Consider the following 19,021-nt stretch of genomic DNA (forward strand, 5'->3'; position numbering starts at 1 on the left):
GCCGCGACGGGGGCGCCAGCCCCCGTTTGCCAACCCGATAGGTGTCACATGGCAGGCGCAAAAGAGATTCGCGGCAAGATCGCGAGCATCAAAAGCACACAGAAGATCACCAGCGCCATGGAAAAGGTTGCGGTCAGCAAGATGCGTAAGGCTCAGGCCCGCATGGCTGCCAGCAAGCCTTATGCCGAGCGCATCCGCGCTGTGATCGGCCACCTGGCCAACGCCAACCCCGAGTACCGCCATGCCTTCATGGTGGAACGCGAGGTCAAGCGCGTCGGTTACATCGTGGTCAGCTCCGATCGGGGTCTGGCCGGTGGTCTGAACACCAACCTGTTCAAGGCTCTGGTCCGCGACATGAGCGACCAGCGCGGCAAGGGTGTGGAAATCGATCTGGCGGTGATCGGGGCCAAGGGTGCCTCCTTCTTCCGCAGCTTCGGCGGCAACGTGGTCGCGGCGATCAGCCACCTCGGCGAAGCCCCGGCGATCGGCGATCTGATCGGCAGCATCAAGGTGATGCTGGATGCCTACCTGAACGGCCGTATCGACCGTCTGTACGTGGTGTCCAACGTCTTCGTCAACACCATGACCCAGAAGCCGACCATCCAGCAGCTGGTGCCCCTGGTACCGGCCGAGGGCGGTGAGCTGCAAGGCAAGCATTGGGACTACCTCTACGAGCCCGACGCCAAGACCCTGCTCGACGGTCTGCTGGTGCGCTACGTGGAATCCCAGGTGTACCAGGCCGTGGTCGAGAACGCTGCCAGCGAACAGGCCGCGCGGATGATCGCGATGAAGAACGCCACCGACAACGCCGGCGATCTCATCAAGGAGCTGCAGCTGGTCTACAACAAGGCTCGCCAGGCTGCGATCACCCAAGAAATTTCGGAAATCGTCGGCGGCGCCGCCGCGGTCTGACGGACAGCTTAAACATTCGAGGAACGCGAAATGAGTAGCGGACGTATCGTACAAATCATCGGCGCCGTGATCGACGTGGAATTCCCGCGCGACGCGGTACCGCGCGTCTTTGACGCCCTCAAGGTGCAGGGTGCCGAAACCACTCTGGAAGTCCAGCAGCAGCTGGGCGACGGCGTGGTCCGTACCATCGCCATGGGTAGCACCGAAGGCCTCAAGCGCGGCCTGAACGTCGGCAACACCGGCGAGGCCATCAAGGTCCCGGTCGGCGTCAAGACCCTCGGCCGCATCATGGACGTGCTGGGCAACCCCATCGACGAAGCCGGCCCCATCGGCGAGGAAGAGCGTTGGGAAATCCACCGCAAGGCCCCGTCCTATGCCGAGCAGGCAGGTGGTAACGACCTGCTGGAAACCGGCATCAAGGTCATCGACCTGGTCTGCCCCTTCGCCAAGGGCGGCAAGGTCGGCCTGTTCGGCGGCGCCGGCGTGGGCAAGACCGTCAACATGATGGAACTCATCCGTAACATCGCCATCGAGCACAGCGGTTATTCCGTGTTCGCCGGCGTGGGCGAGCGTACCCGTGAAGGGAACGACTTCTACCACGAGATGAAGGACTCCAACGTTCTGGACAAGGTCGCCCTGGTCTATGGCCAGATGAACGAGCCGCCGGGCAACCGTCTGCGCGTGGCCCTGACCGGTCTGACCATGGCCGAGAAATTCCGTGACGAAGGCCGTGACGTCCTGCTGTTCGTCGACAACATCTACCGCTACACCCTGGCCGGCACCGAAGTGTCCGCGCTGCTGGGTCGTATGCCGTCCGCGGTAGGCTACCAGCCGACCCTGGCCGAGGAGATGGGTGTCCTGCAGGAGCGCATCACCTCCACCAAGCTGGGTTCGATCACCTCCGTACAGGCCGTTTACGTCCCTGCGGATGACTTGACCGACCCGTCCCCGGCGACCACCTTCGCCCACCTGGACGCCACCGTGGTTCTGTCCCGTGACATCGCCTCCCTGGGTATCTACCCGGCGGTCGATCCCCTGGACTCCACCTCGCGCCAGCTGGACCCGAACGTGATCGGCCAGGAGCACTACGACACCGCTCGCGGCGTCCAGTACGTGCTGCAGCGCTACAAGGAGCTGAAGGACATCATCGCGATCCTGGGCATGGACGAACTGTCCGAGTCCGACAAGCAGCTGGTATCCCGCGCGCGTAAGATCCAGCGCTTCCTGTCCCAGCCGTTCTTCGTGGCCGAAGTCTTCACCGGTTCGCCCGGCAAGTACGTGTCCCTCAAGGACACCATCGCCGGCTTCTCCGGGATCCTGCGTGGCGACTACGATCACCTGCCCGAGCAGGCGTTCTACATGGTCGGCGGCATCGACGAAGCCATCGAGAAAGCCAAGAAACTGTAACTGCCGCGCCCGGCGACGGGCGCTCTTAGAGGCACGCTATGGCCAAGACAGTCCAATGCGACATCGTCAGCGCGGAAGGGGAAATCTTCTCCGGCGCGGTGGAGATGATCATCGCCCACGGCCACCTGGGTGATCTGGGTATCGCCCCGGGCCATGCGCCGCTGCTCACCGATCTGAAACCGGGCCCTATCCGCCTGGTCAAGGCCGGGGGCGCCGAGGAGGTGTTCTACATCTCCGGCGGTTTTCTGGAAGTGCAGCCGAATGTCGTCGAAGTGCTGGCCGATACCGCCAGCCGCGCCGGTGACATCGACGAAGCTGCCGCTCTGGAAGCCAAGCAGCGCGCCGAGGCAGCCCTGAGCGACAAGGGCACGGAGTTCGACTACACCGCTGCCGCCACTCAGCTCGCCGAAGCCGCCGCCCAGCTGCGCACCATCCAGCAGCTCAAGCGGCAAGCCAAGCGCTAAGCGCAAGGTCAGGCTGTAACGACAAGGGTAGCTTCGGCTACCCTTTTCTTTTGTCGCCCGAAAAGTGGCGCGAGAAATTCCGCGTGGTCGGCGCTCGTGAGGCCCTGTTGCTCTCGATCGCGGCCCGTCTCTTCCCTCTGTCTCCGAGGTTCCGATGTCCCTGGAAATCGTCATCCTGGCTGCTGGCCAGGGCACCCGCATGAGATCCGCTCTACCCAAGGTGCTGCATCCTGTGGCCGGTCGCAGCATGCTGGGGCATGTCCTCGACCGCGCCCGTGAATTGCAGCCGGCGGGCATCCACGTCGTCATCGGCCATGGCGCCGACCAGGTTCGCAGCCAGCTGGCCGCCGACGACGTGAGCTTCGTGGTCCAGGCCGAGCAGCTCGGTACCGGCCATGCCGTGGCCCAGGCGGCGCCGGCGCTGACGGCGGAGCGGGTGCTGATCCTCTATGGCGATGTCCCCCTGATCCAGACCGAGACCCTGCAGCGCCTGCTGCAGCAGGTGGATGATCAGCACCTGGCGCTTTTGACCGTGGAGCTGGACGATCCCACCGGCTATGGCCGCATCCTGCGCGATGACCAGGGGCAGGTAACCGCCATCGTCGAGCACAAGGACGCCAGCGACGCCCAGCGTGCCATTCGCGAAGGCAATACCGGCATCCTCGCGGTGCCGGGTCGGCGGCTGGCGGACTGGTTGAGCCGCCTGTCCAACAGCAACGCTCAGGGCGAGTATTACCTGACCGACGTCATCGCCCTGGCAGTGGCGGATGGCCTGACCATCGCCACCAGCCAGCCGGCGGACGCCATGGAAGTCCAGGGCGCCAACGATCGCCGGCAATTGGCGCAGCTGGAGCGGCACTTCCAGCAGCGTGCCGCCGAGCGCCTGATGCTGCAGGGCGTGACCCTGCTGGATCCCCTGCGCTTCGATCAGCGCGGCGAGGTCGAGGCCGGCCGCGACGTCTCCATCGACGTCAACGTCATCCTCGAAGGTCGGGTGGTGCTGGAGGACGGGGTGAGCATCGGTCCGAATTGCGTGATCAAGGACAGCGTCCTCAAGCGCGGCGCCATCATCAAGGCCAACAGCCATCTGGACGGCGCCGTGGTCGGGGAGGGCGCCGACGTCGGTCCCTTCGCCCGTCTGCGTCCCGGTAGCGAACTGGGCAGCAAGGCCCATGTGGGCAACTTCGTCGAACTCAAGAACGCCCATCTGCAGGACGGCGCCAAGGCCGGTCACCTCACCTACCTGGGTGATGCCAGCATCGGCGTGGGTAGCAACATAGGCGCGGGTACCATCACCTGCAACTATGACGGGGCCAATAAGTTTCGAACCGAAATTGGTGCCGATGTCTTCGTTGGTTCCAACAGTTCCCTGGTGGCGCCGGTCACCCTGGGCGCTGGTGCGACCACAGCGGCGGGTTCGGTTATCACCGCGGACGTGCCAGCCGACGCCCTGGCGTTGGGGCGGGCCAGGCAGGTCAACAAGACTGGCTGGCAGCGACCGAAGAAGGCCCCCAAGGCTTGACGACGCGCCGCTATTAGGTTTTGATTCGATCCGTTATCTTTCGAATCGAAATTTATGACTCGTCGCAATACTGCCCAGCGTCGCCACACCATCCTTACCCAGCTCCAGGAGCGGGGCGAGGTCAGCGTGGATGAGCTGGCCCGGCAGCTGGAGACCTCCGAGGTCACCATCCGCAAGGACCTGGCCGCCCTCGAGCGCAATGGCCTGCTCCTGCGTCGCTATGGCGGCGCAGTGGCCATGCCTCAGGAGTTGCTGGCTGAAGCGCCGCCCCAGGCCTCGCCCTTCAAGCAGGCCATCGCCCGGGCCGCGGCCCAGCGCCTGCGCGAACATGCACGGATCATCGTCGACTGCGGCAGCACCACGGCGGCGCTGATTCCCCAGCTCGATCGCCGCCCCGGGCTGGTGGTCATGACCAATTCCCTGCAGGTGGCCATGGCGCTGCGCGAGCTGGAGCAGGAGCCCATGCTGCTGATGACCGGTGGCACCTGGGATCCGCATTCGGAATCCTTCCAGGGCCAGGTCGCCGAGCAGGTCCTCAGATCCTACGACTTCGACCAGCTGTTCATCGGCGCCGACGGCCTCGATCCGGAGCGGGGCACCACCACCTTCAACGAGCACCTATCGCTGTCGCGGGTGATGGCCGAGGTGGCACGGGAGGTAGTGGTCATGGCTGAAGCGAGCAAGCTGGGCAGGCGAATTCCCAATCTGGAACTACCTTGGGAAAGAGTGGATGTACTCATCACCGATGAGCGACTGCCCGCAGAAGCGGCCCGGGCGATCGAAACCCGCGGGGTGCAGGTCATCTGCGCCCCGGTGGACAACTAGACAATCAGGTCATCCACAGCCGACCCAGTTGGGTCGCTGTGGATAAGACCGGCAACGGGAGGTAAGCATGTGTGGAATCGTCGGCGCCATTGCCGAGCGTAACATCACCGCCATTCTGGTCGAGGGTCTCAAGCGCCTGGAATACCGCGGTTACGACAGTGCCGGCCTGGCGTTGCTGGATGCCCAGGGCGAGTTGCAGCGCCTGCGCCGTATCGGCAAGGTCAGCGAACTGGAAGCGGCCCTGCTGGCCGACCCCCTGGCCGGTCGCCTGGGCATCGCCCACACCCGCTGGGCTACCCATGGTGCACCCACCGAAGCCAATGCCCACCCGCATTTCTCCCAGGGTGACGTGGCGGTGGTGCACAACGGCATCATCGAGAACCACGAAACCCTGCGCGCCCAGCTCAAGGCTCAGGGGTATGTCTTCACCTCCCAGACCGATACCGAGGTCATCGTCCACCTGCTGCACCTCAAGCTGCAGGACAGTGGCGACCTGACCATGGCGCTCAAGGCAGCGGTCAAGGAGCTGCACGGTGCCTACGGCCTGGCGGCGGTCTGGCGCCAGCAGCCGGATCGCCTGGTGGCGACCCGCAGCGGCAGTCCCCTGGTGATCGGCCTCGGCCTTGGCGAGAACTACCTGGCCTCCGACCAACTGGCGCTGCGCCAGGTGACCGACCGCTTCGTCTACCTGGAAGAGGGCGACGTAGCCGAGATCCGCCTGGATCAGGTCAATCTCTGGAATGTGGATGGCGAGCCGGTACAGCGCGAGACGGTGCAGTACCACGAAGGCAGCGAGGCCGCCGACAAGGGCGCCTATCGCCACTTTATGCTCAAGGAGATCCACGAGCAGCCCAGCGTGGTCCAGCGCACCCTGGAAGGGCGCCTCGGCGAAGGTCAGGTGCTGCCCGAAGCCTTTGGTCCGGCGGCCTCCGAGTTGTTCGCCAAGGTCCGTCAGGTCCAGATCGTCGCCTGCGGCACCAGCTTCCATGCCGGTTCGGTCGCGCGCTACTGGATCGAGGAATACGTGGGCATTCCCTGCCAGGTGGAGGTGGCCAGCGAATTCCGCTATCGCCGCGTCGCCGTCAGCCCGGACACCCTGTTCGTCACCATCTCTCAGTCCGGCGAGACCGCCGATACCCTGGCGGCCCTTCGCATGGCCAAGCAATCCGGCTATCTGAGCAGCCTGGCGATCTGCAACGTGGCGACCAGCTCGCTGGTGCGCGAATCCCAGTTGAGCTTTTTGACCCAGGCCGGTCCCGAGATCGGCGTGGCTTCGACCAAGGCCTTCACCACCCAGCTGGTTTCGCTGCTCCTGCTGACCCTGAGCCTGGGCCGCTGCCAGCAACGCCTGGATGCCGGCATCGAAGCCGAACTGGTGGCCGAGTTGCGCCGTCTGCCGGCGCGCCTGGACGAAGCCCTGGCCATGGACAAGACCGTGGAAAAGCTGGCGGAATCCTTTGCTGAAAAGCACCACACCCTGTTCCTCGGACGTGGCGAGCAGTACCCGGTGGCCATGGAGGGGGCGCTCAAGCTCAAGGAGATCTCCTACATCCACGCCGAGGCCTATCCGGCCGGTGAGCTCAAGCATGGTCCCCTGGCCCTGGTCGACGCCGATATGCCGGTGGTGACGGTGGCGCCCAACAACGAGTTGCTGGAAAAGCTCAAGTCCAACCTGCAGGAGGTACGGGCGCGGGGCGGTCAGTTGATCGTCTTCGCCGACGAGCGCGCGGCCTTCGAGGAAGGCGAAGGCACCCGCATCGTGCCCATGCCGCATATCCACGATGCCCTGTCGCCGATCCTCTACACCATACCGCTGCAGCTGCTGTCCTATCACGTAGCCGTGTTCAAGGGCACCGACGTGGACCAGCCGCGTAACCTGGCCAAGTCGGTGACCGTGGAATAAACGGTTCCACGTGGAACCTCAGGGCACGCGCCAGTTGCCCTGATTCTGCTGCCGGCAGGCGACGGCCAGGAAGCGGCCGTCGCCAGGTTCGCCGTAGTAGTGGATATCCTGTCGGTAGGGCACGCCCGGGCTGCGTGCGCCCTGACAGATGCCGATCTCACCGACCGGGCAGCGGTCGACGAAGTGGACCTCGGTCTGCTGGTCCTTGAGTTGCGGATGGCAGAAGCCGTCGCGGAACAGCTGGGCGGGGATGTCGATATTGCTCTGGCAGACCTGCACGTCCACACTGCCCTGGCGACTGCGGATCACGCAGGCATCGGCGAGCGCCAACGACGGCAACAGCAGCAGAGTCATCAGCAATCGCCACATTCCAGCCCATCTCCCTGATGAAATCGCCACTCTAGCATCCGACCTCTCGCCATGCGCCTCGCCGATATCAAGACCCATGTGATCGCCGGTCCCCTGGGCGCCGGCAAGACCACCATGATCCGCCAGCTGTTCGCCCAGCGTCCCGCCAATGAGCGTTGGGCGATCCTGGTCAACGAATTCGGCCAGGTCGGTCTCGACGCTGCGCTCATGACTCGCGATGATGCGGGCCTGAGTATCGCCGAGGTCCCGGGTGGTTGCCTGTGCTGCGTCCAAGGCGTGCCCCTGCAGGTAGCCCTCACCCGGTTGCTCCGGCGCGCGCGACCGCAGCGGCTGTTCATCGAGCCTTCCGGCCTGGGCCATCCCGCCAGCCTCTATCGGCAACTCCAGGCGCCGCCCTGGACCGGGGTACTGACTCTGCAACCCCTGATCTGGGTGGTGGATGCCGGACAACTACTGGCAGGCCAGGCCCTGCCTGAGGCCCAACAACAGGCACTGGAGCAGGCTGGTCTGATCGTGCTCAACAAGAGCGCCGGCCTGGATCGGACGGGCTTGCCTGCGCGACTGGGCGACCGGCCACTGTATTGGACCGAAGGCGGGCGGATCACCCTGGCCGAACTGCCTTTGGTTGACGGTGAGGCGTCGGCTGACCATGAGCTACCCCAGCTCGGAGTGGCTTCCAGTCCCCAGGCACTGTTGCTACCCGGGCGCCCGCTGCACTTCAGCCATACCCAGGAAGGACACCATGCCGTCGGTTGGCGCTGGCATCCCAGCCACCGCTTCGATGGCCCGGCGTTGCTGGCCCTGCTGGGTGGTCTCCCCGGGCTGCTCAGGCTGAAGGCGGTCCTGCAGTTGGCGGATGGTTGGCAGGCCTACAATGGTGTAGCTGAGCAGGGCGATTGGGAGTCGACCCTGTGGCGCCGCGACAATCGGCTGGAGTTGATCCTGGATGAGATGCCGGACCTAGAGGCGCTCGAAAAAGGCCTGCGCGGCACCATTCGCGACATTTGAGGTTGCCAAATCTTTTCAGTTAATGATAATGATTATTAAATTTACTTCTTCTGCGTATAGCTCCCATGGCTCCAACGTCCCTTGCCAAGCCTGAACCTCTCGTAGTTGCTGCGCGTTCCGACGGTGATGAGGTGGAATCCGTTCAGGGTCCCGTCAGGGCCGCCCTGGCAGGTGACGTGGAGCCCGTGGCGGGGGTCAATGCCAAGCGTAGCGAACCCTCGGCCACCATCCTGTCGTTCCGCATGCCCGAGCGTAACGAAGAGATCGTGACGCCGGTGCTGACCCCGGTTGGTGCGGCCGAGCCGGGCGAGCAGCCACCGCGCGGCCGCGGCTGGGGCACTGCCTCGGCGCTGTCGTTGATCATGCACGCCAGCATGGCGGTGGCCTTGTTCATGGTGGTTCAGGCGCCGCCAGAGTTGAAGATCGCCAAGGGCGATGAGCCCATGCAGGTCAGCTTCATCCAATTGCCCAAGCCGGTTCCCGAGCCGCCTGCGCCAACCCCGGCACCGCCCGCGCCGCCGCCACCGCAACCCGAACCGCCGCCACCGGAGCCGCCCAAGCCCGTGGAACCGCCGAAACCGGTGGAGCCACCCAAGCCGGTGGTGGAGAAGCCCAAACCCAAGCCGAAGCCCAAGCCGGTCGAGCACAGCCAGCAGAAGCCGCTGCCGAAAAAGGTCGAACCGGCCCCGGAGCCCGTAGCCCAGGCGACGCCGTCACCAGCACCGGCGGCAACGGCTGCGCCCAGTCAGCCGGCACCGGCCGCCGCGCCTTCCGGTCCGCCGAAGACCGCCGGCCTGCCCACCGGCAGCATCGACGACGCCGACATCCGGCCGATCAAGATGACACCGCCGGAGTATCCGGAAATGCTGCGTCGCCGCGGCGTGGGCGGCGAAGTAAGGGTGATGTTCACCGTGACCGCCGACGGTCGACTGGCTGACATCCAGGTGCTGGAAGCCTCCAACAAGCAATTGGAGCGCGCCGTGCTCGACGTGCTGGGCGAATGGCGCTTCGCCCCCCGGGTTTCCGGCGGTCAGATCGTGCCGCGCAAGGCCACCAAGACCTTCAACTTCAAGATCCAGCGCCGCTAGGTCGCTAGGCGGCGGAGCCCCTGGGCGCCGCCTCATGTTCCCCGGGCCGCTCCAGGCCCAGATAGCGGAACATGCCATGGGCGATCTCGCGTTCGCCCATGATCACCTCATCCACGCCATGATTCTCCAGATGCCGGATCTCGTCATCGTGATGGGCACGGGCGAGGATATGCAGGTCCGGCGCCAGCTCGCGAGCGCGGCGGGCGATCTCGGCGGCCTCGAAGCCGTTGGGAATCGCCAGCAGCAGGGCGCGTGCCTCCTTGAGCTTGGCCCGCGCCAGCACCTTGTCCTGGGTCGCGTTGCCCAGGATCGCGGTGAAGCCCTGCTGGCGTAGCGCCGTGACGTGTTCCGGCTCGTCCGCGATCACGATCAGCGGCGGTCCCTGGCGATCCAGGCGATCGCAGATGTAGCGACCCACCCGTCCATAGCCCACCAGCACCAGGTGGCCGCTCTGCTCGATCGGCTCGGGTTCGTCGTCCAGTTCCGGTGCGTGCTTGCCCTTGGCATTGATCAGCCGACGACCCTCGCGGCGCTCCATCCACGGCTGCAGGCGATCGATACCGTGGAACAGCAGGGGATTGAGGATGATGGAGATGATGGCGGCGGCCAGGATGAGGTCGTGAGCGCCCTGGTCGAGCAGTTTCAGCGACAGGCCGAGGCTGGCCAGGATAAAGGAGAATTCGCCGATCTGCGCCAGGCTGGCGGCGATGGTCAGGGCCACGCTCAGGGGGCGGCGATAGGCCAGGACGATCAGAGTCGCGGCGATGGACTTGCCGAGGACGATCACCGCCACCGTCGCCAGCACCGCCAGGGGCTGCTCCAGCAGGATCTCCGGATCGAACAGGCAACCTACGGAAAAGAAGAACAGCACGGCGAAGGCTTCGCGCAGGGGCAGCGAATTTTCCGCAGCGTCATGGCTGAGTTCCGATTCGTTGAGCACCACGCCGGCAAAGAAGGCGCCCAGGGCGAAGGACACCCCGAACAGCGAGGCCGAGCCATAGGCGATGCCCATGGCAATGGCCAGGGTCGCCAGGGTGAAGAGTTCGCGCGAACCGGTACGCACCACCCGGGCCAGCAGCCAGGGAATGACCCGTCGGCCCACCAGCAGCATCAGGGCGATGAAGGCACTCACCTTGAGCGCGGTGAGGCCCAGTTCCAGCCCCAGGCTCTGGCCCGGCTCTTCGCCGCTATCGCCACCCAGGGGCCCGGCCAGCGCCGGCAGGATCACCAGGGCCAACACCATCAGCAGGTCTTCCACGATCAGCCAGCCGACGGCGATCCGTCCGCGCCGGCTTTCTACCATCTGGCGTTCTTCCAGGGCCCGCAGCAGCACCACGGTACTGGCCACCGACAGCGACAGGCCAAAGACCAGGCCACTGCCCAGGCCCCAGCCCAGGAGGTGGCTCACCCCCATGCCCATGAGAGTGGCGGCGGCGATCTGCACGATGGCACCGGGAATGGCGATGCGTTTGACCGCCAGCAGATCCTTGATGGAAAAGTGCAGGCCCACACCGAACATCAGCAGGATGACGCCGATTTCGGTCAGTTCCTTGGACAGCTCGGGATCGGCGACGAAGCCGGGGGTGAAGGGGCCGGCGGCCACGCCGGCAAGCAGATAGCCGGCGATGGGCGGCAGGCGCAGGCGGGTGGCCAGGGTGCCGAAGGCGAAGGCCAGGACCAGGCCGATGGCCAGGGTGGATATCAGAGGGGTGTCATGGGACATGCTGGCTCCAAGGATTTGGATTGCCAGATCCTGGAGCCGCTGCCGTCGAACGACGGCGACCTAGCCGGCAAAACTCAAAAGGTTTCCTTGAGTGCCTGATAGCGCTCTTGAAGTTCCCGACGGATCTGCCGGCGCTGCTGGGCCTGCACACAGCGTCGCTTCTCGTCCGCGGTCACCGGTTCCAGCTGCGGGACCGGGCAGGACTTGCCGTTCTCGTCCACCGCCACCATGGTGAAGAAACAGCTGTTGGTGTGGCGCACCGAACGCTGCTGGATGTTCTCGGTGATGACCTTGACGCCGATTTCCATCGAGGTGGTCCCGGTGTAGTTCACCGAGGCGAGAAAGGTCACCAGTTCGCCGACATGCACCGGCTCGCGAAAGATCACCTGATCCACCGAGAGGGTCACCACATAGCGTCCGGCATAGCGGCTGGCACAGGCGTAGGCCACTTCGTCGAGGTGCTTGAGCAGGGCGCCGCCGTGGACATTGCCGGAAAAGTTGGCCAGGTCCGGGGTCATCAGGATGGTCATGCTCAACTGGTGGTTGCCGGCTTCCATGGGCGAATCCTCGAGGGGGAAAATCCTGTAGACGGCGCAACGGCGCCGTCTGTCACAGCCATCAACGGCCGGCGGAGAGCCCGAAGTCGATGGGCAGGTCGGCACCGGAAATGGCCGCCGCCTGGGGCTGACAGAGGAAATAGACGAACTCGGCCACTTCCTCCGGCTGGATGAAGCGAGCGGTATCGCCCTGGGGGTAGCGATTGAGCAGATTGCGACGATAACCGGCCGGGTCGCCGCTGCCATAGTGGGCGGCCTGAAAGTCCAGCATGGGCGTATCGATGTCGCCCGGCGAGACGGCATTGACCCGCACGCCATCGCGCGCCAGTTCCACCGCCAGATTCTGGCTGAAGAAACGCACTGCCGCCTTGGCGGCGCCATAGGCCGCGGCGCCCGCGATGGGCTGGCGCCCGGCCCCGCTGGCGACGTTGATGATGACGCCGCGATTTTCCTTGAGGAAGGGGATGGCCGCCGAGCACATGAAGAAGGTGGCCTTGAGATTGACCGCCATCACCAGGTCGTAGTCGTCCTCGGTAAAGGTCTCCACCTCGCCTTCGCGCCAGATGCCGGCCGCGTTGATCAAGGCATCCAGGCGCCCGGTGCGGGCCATGACCTTGCTGACCAGGGAGCGGCAGCCTTCGGCGCTGGAGATATCGGCGGTCACGCTGGAATCCAGGCCGACGATGCCGTTGAGCCCATGCAGGCCTTCGGCATCGCGGTCGGCGGCGGCGACGCGCCAGCGGCTCTGGGCGAAGCGTTGCGCCAGGGCGCGGCCGAGGCCGCCCGCGGCGCCGGTGATCAGGACGACGGGAGTGCTCATGACGCTTCCTCCGGAGTGATGGCCTTATCCAGACCCGTGTCAGGCAAGGTCGTTCAGTACCGGCTCGGTCAGCTTTCCAACCAGACGTCGCGAGCCCAGATCCAGACCGAATCCCAGGACTCGTCGGTCAGGTCACCGTCTTCCCACAACAGTACCTCGCCTTCCTGGCTGACGCAGTAGTAACCATCGTCGCTGGCGCAGAGAGGGATGTACTCCCGCGGCAGGCCTTCGTCCCAGGCGGTGGCAGCCACTTCCGGCAGATAGGTATGGGACTGGGGATCGGTGACGGTCACCGGTTCGATACGGCCATAGACCACGTCGCTGACGGTCAGCAGGAATTCGCGGAATTCCGGTGGCAGGCTGATGAGCAGTTCTTCCTCGATCTCGACCAGCAGGTCTTCGTCGGGCAGCTCCAGGGGTACGGGAACGGGTTCGTTTTCTTCACGCAGGCGTTCGATGACGTCTTCCATAGCAGGCCTCTCTCGGAATGCGCGCCGGATAAAGGGAAAGAGGCGCGCAAGGTTAGCAGTTCAGTCCGGGATAACGGCAGCTTCCGTACGGACTTGATAGCGGTTTCGAGAGATGTTCGGCAGGCGACGCCCATGAAAAAGCCCGGCGTAGAGCCGGGCTTTCGGGTAAAGCGCCGTTATCAGGCGTTCTGGCGGATACCGGCCAGCAGCCAAGGCTGGTTCTCGCCGGCCATGCGCTCCATGCGCCAGCTTTCGCTGAACGGCTGGCCCTGATCGAAACGCGATTCCTTGGACACACCGTTGAAGGTGATGGTGGCGATGGTCTTGCCCTGCAGATCCTCGACACCGTCCAGGGTGGCATTCAGGTTCTCGATGTAGGTGGACTGGAAGCCTTCGCCCAGCGCGGCGCGCTCGTCACGCAGCCATTGCAGCATCTGCGGGGTGACGAATTCGGAGATCTTGTCCATCTCGTTGGCGTCCCAGTGCTGCTGCAGGCTCATGAAGTGATCACGACCGGCGGCCACGAAGCGCTCGGCATTGAACCAGCTCGGCGCGTTGATCACCGGCGCGGCGCCAGCGGTGGCACCTCCGAACAGACCGCCATTGGTGGGCTGGTTGGGCATCTCACGCTGCATGGGCGCATGACCGGCCACGGCAGGCTGCGGACCGGCCTGCTGCTTGCGACGGGCGATCAGGCGGAAGATCACGAAGGCGATGAGCGCGAGGATCAGGAAGTCGAAGAACTGGAAGCCTTCGAAGCCGTCACCCATGAACATGGAGGCCAGCAGGCCACCGGCGGCGATACCGGCCAGCGGGCCGAGCCAGCGCGAGGCGCCACTGGGACGGGCGGCAGCGGCGGCGCCAGCACCAGCAGCGGGCGCGGCCATGCCCGGCTGCTGCGGCGGCGCGGCCTGGCGGGTCTGGTGAATGGGCGCGGCGCCAGCGGACTTGCCGCCGCCCATGCGCTTGGCGTTGGCGTCCAGGCTGAGCGTGAGGCCCAGGCACAGGATCATGAAGAAGCTCATCAGGCGTTGCATGTGGTGTTCTCTCTGTGAAGAGTCTGGTGTTGGATACATCTTGCGCTGCCCGGTCAAGTACAGCCAGCGTGAATTGTTTCGGTATTTTGCCCTTTGCGCTCGCCGCCTGGGCGACCAACGTCGCCCCCGCGGACAGCGGAAAATCTCTAGCCACATCAATCTATTACAGATTTTTGCAAAATCCGTCACAAGAGTTTGCAGATGCTAGTCTTGGACTCCAGTCAGCGCAGGTGTCGGGAGATAACCCGGCCCGTCATAGGAGGGCCCGGCCGATGCATGCTCTAGCTTTTATCCAGGACATGGCCGTCATCATGCTGGTGGCCGGCGTGGTGACCATCCTCTTCCACCGCCTCAAGCAACCCGTGGTCCTGGGCTACATCCTCGCCGGCTTCATCATCGGACCCCATACACCGCCATTCGGTCTGATCCACGACGAAGAAAGCATCAAGACCCTCGCCGAGGTGGGGGTGATCTTCCTGATGTTCAGCCTCGGCCTGGAATTCTCGTTGCGCAAGCTGTTCCGCGTAGGCGCCACGGCCTTCATCGCCGCCTTCCTGGAGATCAGCCTGATGCTCTGGCTGGGTTACCAGGTGGGGCAGATGTTCGGCTGGTCGCACATGGATTCGCTGTTCCTCGGCGCCATCCTGGCCATCTCCTCGACCACCATCATCGTCAAGGCGCTCAACGAACTGAAGATGAAGCACGAGCGCTTCGCCCAGCAGATCTTCGGCGTGCTGATCGTCGAGGACATCCTCGGCATCGGCATCATCGCCCTGCTGTCGGGCCTGGCGGTGAGCGGCTCGGTGGAGCCGGGCGCGGTGGCCTCGACCCTCGGCAAACTGAGTCTGTTCATGATCGTGGCGCTGGTGGTCGGCATCCTGCTGGTACCGCGCCTGCTGGCCTACGTGGCCACCTTCGAAAGCAACGAGATGCTGCTGATCACGGTGCTGGGGCTGTGCTTCGGTTTCTGCCTGCTGGTGGCCAAGCTGGAATACAGCGTGGTGCTGGGCGCCTTCCTGATCGGCGCCATCATGGCCGAGTCGCGCCAGCTGCTGCAGATCGAGAAGCTGGTGGAGCCACTGCGCGACATGTTCAGCGCCATCTTCTTCGTCGCCATCGGCCTGCTGCTCGATCCCAAGGTGCTGGTGGAATACGCCTGGCCGATCACCGTGATCAGTGTCGTCGTGGTGCTGGGCAAGATCCTTGCCTGCAGCCTGGGGACCCTGATCGCCGGCAACGACGGTCGGACCTCGCTGCGGGTCGGCATGGGCCTGGCGCAGATCGGCGAGTTCTCCTTCATCATCGCCACCCTGGGAATCACCCTGGGCGTCACCAGCCACTTCCTCTATCCGGTGGCGGTGGCCGTCTCGGCGGTCACTACGCTGCTCACCCCCTATCTGATCAAGGCCGCCGATCCACTGGCGCTGTGGATCGGGCGTTGGCTGCCGCAGCCCATGCAACGGGTGCTGGGTATCTATGGCGAATGGCTGCGCAGCATCCAGCCCCAGGGCGAGAAGGCGGTCCTGGCCGGCATGATGAGGCGCATCCTGCTGCAGGTCGGCATCAACCTGTCGCTGGTCATCGCCATCTTCCTGGGCGGCGCCTATTTCGCCGGCGGGCTGGCGGGCTGGCTCAGCACCTGGATCGCCGATCCCGATCTGCAGAAGGCCTGCATCTGGGGTGGGGCGCTGCTGCTCTCACTGCCTTGCCTGATCGCCGCCTATCGCAAGCTCAAGGCGCTGGCCATGCTGATGGCCGAACTCAGCGTGCGACAGAACCAGGCCGGGCGCTATACCCAGCCGGTACGGCGACTGGTCAGCGAATTCATCCCGCTACTGTCGCTGGCCGGCATCCTGGTGCTGCTCGCGGCCCTGAGCAGCAGCATCCTGCCACGCGGCGAGCTGCTGCTGCTGATCGGCCTGGTCGCGGTGGTGGTGATCGCGGTGCTGTGGCGCTGGTTCATTCGCGTCCACTCGCGGCTGCAGATCGCCTTCATCGAAACCCTGGAGCAGGACAAGGGCGGACATCATTAGGCCGCTTTTGCGCAATCCAGCCATTGCCGGCTGGGGATCGACGCGGCAGAATCGCTCTAAGTCGCTCGTTTGAATAAGCGGGTCGATGGCAAAGGAATGCGCAATGCAGGAAATGGGCTTGGCCGCTTTCTGCCTTCCGGCAATCTCCCACCGGCGGTCAGGCCCTTTTCCTGCGCCCCTTCAAGGTCGCCAGGCAAGCAGCAGTACGCCCCCGCCAATGGCGGCGATGCCGCACCACTGGCGCAGGTCCAGGCGCTCGCCCAGCAGCGCCACACCAAAGATCGCCACCAGCACCACGCTCAACTTGTCCACCGGCGCCACCAGCGAGGCCGGGCCCAGCTTGAGCGCCCGGTAGTAGCACAGCCAGGACAGGCCGGTGGCCACGCCCGAGAGCAGCAGGAACAGATAGCTACGGCCGGCGATGCTGGCCAGGGGTTGCGCCTGCCCGGTAGCCAGGACGATGGCCACCAGGACCACCACGACCACCAGGGTGCGCAACAGGGTGGCGAAGTCGGCGTTGACCTGTTCCACGCCTAGCTTGCCGAAGATGGCCGTGAGCGCGGCGAAGGCCGCCGCCAGGAGCGCCCAGAACAGCCAGGAACTGGTCATCGCCTAGAGCGGTTCGAGCTTGGCGTAGCTCACCATCAGCCACTTGCTGCCTTCGGACTTGAAGTTCACCTGCACCCGGGCATGGGCGCCGGAGCCCTCGTAGTTGAGGATGACGCCGTCGCCGAACAGGGCATGACGCACCGGCTGGCCGAGGCTGAAGGTGGTTTCCGGCACCGGTGCCTGGGCGAAGAGGTTGGGACGACTGCCGGCGAAGGGCTGCTTGACCGCATTGGACAGGCGCACCTCCTGGATCAGCCCGTCCGGTACCTCGCGGACGAAGCGCGAAACCTTGTTGTAGGTCTCGCTGCCATAGAGCCGGCGGGTCTCCGCATAGCTCATCACCAGGCGGCGCATGGCGCGGGTGATGCCGACATAGGCCAGGCGGCGTTCCTCTTCCAACCGGCCAGGCTCTTCCAGGCTCATCTTGTGCGGGAACAGCCCTTCCTCCATGCCAGCCAGGAACACCAGCGGGAATTCCAGGCCCTTGGCACTGTGCAGGGTCATCAACTGGACGCTGTCTTCATGGCTGTCGGCCTGGGTATCGCCGGATTCCAGCGCCGCGTGGTCGAGGAAGGCCGCCAGGGGCGTCATCTCCTCGTCGCCGCTGAAGTCGAAGGAGCGGGCGGCGCTGACCAGTTCTTCCAGGTTTTCCACCCGAGCCTGCCCCTTTTCGCCCTTTTCTTCCTTGTGGAAGGTGACCAGGCCGGTCTGTTCGATGATCTGCTGCACCAGATTGTGCAGGGACAGGTCCTCGGCCTTGAGCGCCAGGGTATCGACCAGCTCGACGAAGACGTTGAGCGCCGAGGCGGCGCGACCGGACACCGCGCGGGCACCGACCAGGTCGTGCAACGCCTGCCACAGCGAGGTGTTCTGGGCACGCGCGGCGGTGCGCAGCGCTTCCACGGTCTTTTCACCGATGCCCCGCGGCGGCACGTTGATCACCCGCTCCAGGGCGGCATCGTCGTGGCGATGCTGGATCAGCCGCAGGTAGGCCATGGCGTTCTTGATTTCGGCACGCTCGAAGAACCTCAGGCCGCCATAGATGCGATAGGGGATCTTCTCGCGCAGCAGCGCCTCTTCCAGCACCCGTGACTGGGCGTTGGAGCGGTAGAGGATGGCCATCTCGCTGCGCCGGGTGCCCTTCTTGAACTCGCTCTCGATGGTCTCGACGATGTAGCGTGCCTCGTCGTGCTCGTTGAAGCCGGCATAGAGGGTGATGGCCTCGCCTTCGCCGGTATCGGTCCACAATTCCTTGCCGAGACGACCGAAGTTGTGGGCGATCAAACCGTTGGCGGCCTTGAGGATGGTGTCGGTGGAGCGGTAGTTCTGCTCCAGGCGGATGATCTCGGCCGAGAAGTCCTCGTTGAATTGCTGGATGTTCTCGATCTTGGCACCGCGCCAGCCATAGATGGACTGGTCGTCGTCGCCCACCACCATGAGGCTGGCGCCGTTCTGGGCGAGGTGCTTGAGCCAGGCGTACTGGACGGCGTTGGTGTCTTGAAATTCGTCCACCAACAGGTGCTGGAAGCGCCGCTGGTAGTGTTCCAGCAGGCTGGGGTTGTTGCGCCAGAGATCCAGGGCGCGCAGCAGCAGCTCGGAGAAGTCGATCACCCCGGCCCGGGCGCAGGCCGCCTCGTAGGCTTCGTAGATGCTGCGCATGGTGCTGAGGAAGAGGTCACCGGCGGCCTGGATGTGCTGCGGCCGCAGGCCTTCGTCCTTCTGGCCGTTGATGAACCACTGCGCCTGGCGCGCTGGCCAGCGCTGCTCGTCGAGGCCCAGTTCGCGGATCACCCGCTTGACGATGCGCTGCTGGTCATCGCTGTCGAGGATCTGGAAATTCTGCGACAGCCCCGCTTCCTGCCAGTGGGCACGCAGCAGACGGTGGGCCAGGCCGTGGAAGGTGCCGACCCACATGCCCTGCGGACTCATGCCGAGCAATTGCTCGATGCGGTGGCGCATCTCGGCGGCGGCCTTGTTGGTGAAGGTCACCGAGAGGATGGAGTGCGGCGAGGCGCGCTCGACCTGGATCAGCCAGGCGATGCGGTGCACCAGCACCCGGGTCTTGCCCGAACCGGCACCGGCCAAGACCAGTTGGCGACCCAGGGGCGCGGCTACGGCCTGGCGCTGGGCATCGTTGAGGGAATTGAGCAGCAGGGAGATGTCGTCGTTCATCGCCGCATTCTACCGATGCGGTGAAAGGAGCGCCAAACCGGACGGATGGGAGGCGAAGCGGGCAGGGCAGGACAGCCGAACCCCGGCCAGCGGGTCTGGCCG

At 65.0% G+C, this 19,021-nt stretch carries 17 protein-coding genes; 9 read left to right on the forward strand and 8 right to left on the reverse strand.

Translation table 11 applies throughout. From position 1 onward, the window contains the following. Positions 1-48: 48 nt before the first annotated feature. From atpG to glmS, 6 genes are all read left to right on the forward strand, one after another. Entirely contained in the window at positions 49-912 is an 864-nt protein-coding gene (gene atpG / locus NRG74_RS17470; protein ID WP_007160119.1) for a F0F1 ATP synthase subunit gamma, read from the forward strand. A 30-nt stretch (positions 913-942) separates the two neighbouring features. Next, entirely contained in the window at positions 943-2,319 is a 1,377-nt protein-coding gene (atpD, locus tag NRG74_RS17475; RefSeq protein WP_017641466.1) for a F0F1 ATP synthase subunit beta, read from the forward strand. 38 nt (positions 2,320-2,357) lie between these two features. After that, the gene (locus NRG74_RS17480) at positions 2,358-2,783 is read left to right on the forward strand and encodes a F0F1 ATP synthase subunit epsilon (RefSeq protein ID WP_007160117.1); all 426 of its coding nucleotides are present in this window, start codon (positions 2,358-2,360) and stop codon (positions 2,781-2,783) included. 154 nt (positions 2,784-2,937) lie between these two features. After that, positions 2,938-4,305, forward strand: a complete 1,368-nt coding sequence (gene glmU / locus NRG74_RS17485; protein ID WP_257704922.1) for a bifunctional UDP-N-acetylglucosamine diphosphorylase/glucosamine-1-phosphate N-acetyltransferase GlmU — start codon at positions 2,938-2,940, stop codon at positions 4,303-4,305. Positions 4,306-4,359: 54 nt separating this feature from the next. Continuing rightward, complete coding sequence (locus tag NRG74_RS17490) at positions 4,360-5,130, forward strand: DeoR/GlpR family DNA-binding transcription regulator (RefSeq protein ID WP_068384417.1); 771 nt, start codon at positions 4,360-4,362, stop codon at positions 5,128-5,130. A gap of 67 nt (positions 5,131-5,197) precedes the next feature. After that, a complete protein-coding gene (gene glmS, locus NRG74_RS17495; RefSeq protein WP_257704923.1) occupies positions 5,198-7,033 on the forward strand; it encodes a glutamine--fructose-6-phosphate transaminase (isomerizing) in 1,836 nt (611 codons plus the stop codon). An 18-nt stretch (positions 7,034-7,051) separates the two neighbouring features. Here the strand turns inward: glmS and NRG74_RS17500 are convergent, their stop codons facing one another. Next, positions 7,052-7,387: an NADH:ubiquinone oxidoreductase gene (locus tag NRG74_RS17500; protein WP_437181156.1), complete on the reverse strand. Its 336-nt coding sequence runs from the start codon at positions 7,385-7,387 to the stop codon at positions 7,052-7,054. Positions 7,388-7,453: 66 nt separating this feature from the next. On the opposite strand from NRG74_RS17500, the gene NRG74_RS17505 reads away from it, so the two are divergent. Together NRG74_RS17505 and NRG74_RS17510 are read left to right on the forward strand one after the other, a co-directional pair. Then, complete coding sequence (locus NRG74_RS17505) at positions 7,454-8,410, forward strand: CobW-like GTP-binding protein (protein WP_257704925.1); 957 nt, start codon at positions 7,454-7,456, stop codon at positions 8,408-8,410. 131 nt (positions 8,411-8,541) lie between these two features. Beyond that, positions 8,542-9,498 carry an energy transducer TonB gene (locus tag NRG74_RS17510; protein WP_257704926.1) on the forward strand — a complete coding sequence of 319 codons (957 nt, stop codon included), beginning with the start codon at positions 8,542-8,544 and terminating at the stop codon, positions 9,496-9,498. Positions 9,499-9,502: 4 nt separating this feature from the next. Here the strand turns inward: NRG74_RS17510 and ybaL are convergent, their stop codons facing one another. The 5 genes from ybaL to NRG74_RS17535 form a co-directional block, all read right to left on the reverse strand. Next, positions 9,503-11,221 carry a YbaL family putative K(+) efflux transporter gene (ybaL, locus tag NRG74_RS17515; protein ID WP_017639162.1) on the reverse strand — a complete coding sequence of 573 codons (1,719 nt, stop codon included), beginning with the start codon at positions 11,219-11,221 and terminating at the stop codon, positions 9,503-9,505. Between the two features lie 74 nt (positions 11,222-11,295). After that, positions 11,296-11,778, reverse strand: coding sequence for an acyl-CoA thioesterase (locus NRG74_RS17520; protein ID WP_007160109.1), 483 nt, complete (start codon positions 11,776-11,778; stop codon positions 11,296-11,298). Positions 11,779-11,839: 61 nt separating this feature from the next. After that, a complete protein-coding gene (locus NRG74_RS17525; RefSeq protein WP_007160108.1) occupies positions 11,840-12,598 on the reverse strand; it encodes an SDR family NAD(P)-dependent oxidoreductase in 759 nt (252 codons plus the stop codon). Between the two features lie 68 nt (positions 12,599-12,666). Then, complete coding sequence (locus NRG74_RS17530) at positions 12,667-13,068, reverse strand: SMI1/KNR4 family protein (protein ID WP_017639163.1); 402 nt, start codon at positions 13,066-13,068, stop codon at positions 12,667-12,669. Positions 13,069-13,247: 179 nt separating this feature from the next. After that, positions 13,248-14,105, reverse strand: coding sequence for a Tim44 domain-containing protein (locus NRG74_RS17535; RefSeq protein ID WP_017639164.1), 858 nt, complete (start codon positions 14,103-14,105; stop codon positions 13,248-13,250). Between the two features lie 272 nt (positions 14,106-14,377). Between NRG74_RS17535 and NRG74_RS17540 the strand changes: the two genes are divergently transcribed. Continuing rightward, a complete protein-coding gene (locus tag NRG74_RS17540; RefSeq protein ID WP_026083623.1) occupies positions 14,378-16,138 on the forward strand; it encodes a cation:proton antiporter in 1,761 nt (586 codons plus the stop codon). Between the two features lie 180 nt (positions 16,139-16,318). On the opposite strand, the gene NRG74_RS17545 is transcribed toward NRG74_RS17540, so the two are convergent. Both NRG74_RS17545 and uvrD read right to left on the reverse strand, forming a co-directional pair. Further along, positions 16,319-16,747, reverse strand: coding sequence for an EamA family transporter (locus NRG74_RS17545; RefSeq protein WP_257704927.1), 429 nt, complete (start codon positions 16,745-16,747; stop codon positions 16,319-16,321). Between the two features lie 3 nt (positions 16,748-16,750). Then, positions 16,751-18,919 carry a DNA helicase II gene (uvrD, locus tag NRG74_RS17550; RefSeq protein ID WP_017639167.1) on the reverse strand — a complete coding sequence of 723 codons (2,169 nt, stop codon included), beginning with the start codon at positions 18,917-18,919 and terminating at the stop codon, positions 16,751-16,753. Positions 18,920-19,021: the final 102 nt, after the last annotated feature.

Origin of the sequence: Pseudomonas oryzihabitans (assembly GCF_024652905.1) — a bacterium.
Classification (GTDB): Bacteria; Pseudomonadota; Gammaproteobacteria; order Pseudomonadales; family Pseudomonadaceae; genus Chryseomonas; species Chryseomonas benzopyrenica.

Bases quoted from the DNA above. Each gene is read 5' to 3' on its own strand.
- atpG (WP_007160119.1), top strand. From the start codon at position 49: ATGGCAGGCGCAAAAGAGATTCGCGGCAAGATCGCGAGCATCAAAAGC.
- atpD (WP_017641466.1), top strand. From the start codon at position 943: ATGAGTAGCGGACGTATCGTACAAATCATCGGCGCCGTGATCGACGTG.
- NRG74_RS17480 (WP_007160117.1), top strand. From the start codon at position 2,358: ATGGCCAAGACAGTCCAATGCGACATCGTCAGCGCGGAAGGGGAAATC.
- glmU (WP_257704922.1), top strand. From the start codon at position 2,938: ATGTCCCTGGAAATCGTCATCCTGGCTGCTGGCCAGGGCACCCGCATG.
- NRG74_RS17490 (WP_068384417.1), top strand. From the start codon at position 4,360: ATGACTCGTCGCAATACTGCCCAGCGTCGCCACACCATCCTTACCCAG.
- glmS (WP_257704923.1), top strand. From the start codon at position 5,198: ATGTGTGGAATCGTCGGCGCCATTGCCGAGCGTAACATCACCGCCATT.
- NRG74_RS17500 (WP_437181156.1), bottom strand. From the start codon at position 7,387: ATGACTCTGCTGCTGTTGCCGTCGTTGGCGCTCGCCGATGCCTGCGTG.
- NRG74_RS17505 (WP_257704925.1), top strand. From the start codon at position 7,454: ATGCGCCTCGCCGATATCAAGACCCATGTGATCGCCGGTCCCCTGGGC.
- ybaL (WP_017639162.1), bottom strand. From the start codon at position 11,221: ATGTCCCATGACACCCCTCTGATATCCACCCTGGCCATCGGCCTGGTC.
- NRG74_RS17520 (WP_007160109.1), bottom strand. From the start codon at position 11,778: ATGGAAGCCGGCAACCACCAGTTGAGCATGACCATCCTGATGACCCCG.
- NRG74_RS17525 (WP_007160108.1), bottom strand. From the start codon at position 12,598: ATGAGCACTCCCGTCGTCCTGATCACCGGCGCCGCGGGCGGCCTCGGC.
- NRG74_RS17530 (WP_017639163.1), bottom strand. From the start codon at position 13,068: ATGGAAGACGTCATCGAACGCCTGCGTGAAGAAAACGAACCCGTTCCC.
- NRG74_RS17535 (WP_017639164.1), bottom strand. From the start codon at position 14,105: ATGCAACGCCTGATGAGCTTCTTCATGATCCTGTGCCTGGGCCTCACG.
- NRG74_RS17540 (WP_026083623.1), top strand. From the start codon at position 14,378: ATGCATGCTCTAGCTTTTATCCAGGACATGGCCGTCATCATGCTGGTG.
- NRG74_RS17545 (WP_257704927.1), bottom strand. From the start codon at position 16,747: ATGACCAGTTCCTGGCTGTTCTGGGCGCTCCTGGCGGCGGCCTTCGCC.
- uvrD (WP_017639167.1), bottom strand. From the start codon at position 18,919: ATGAACGACGACATCTCCCTGCTGCTCAATTCCCTCAACGATGCCCAG.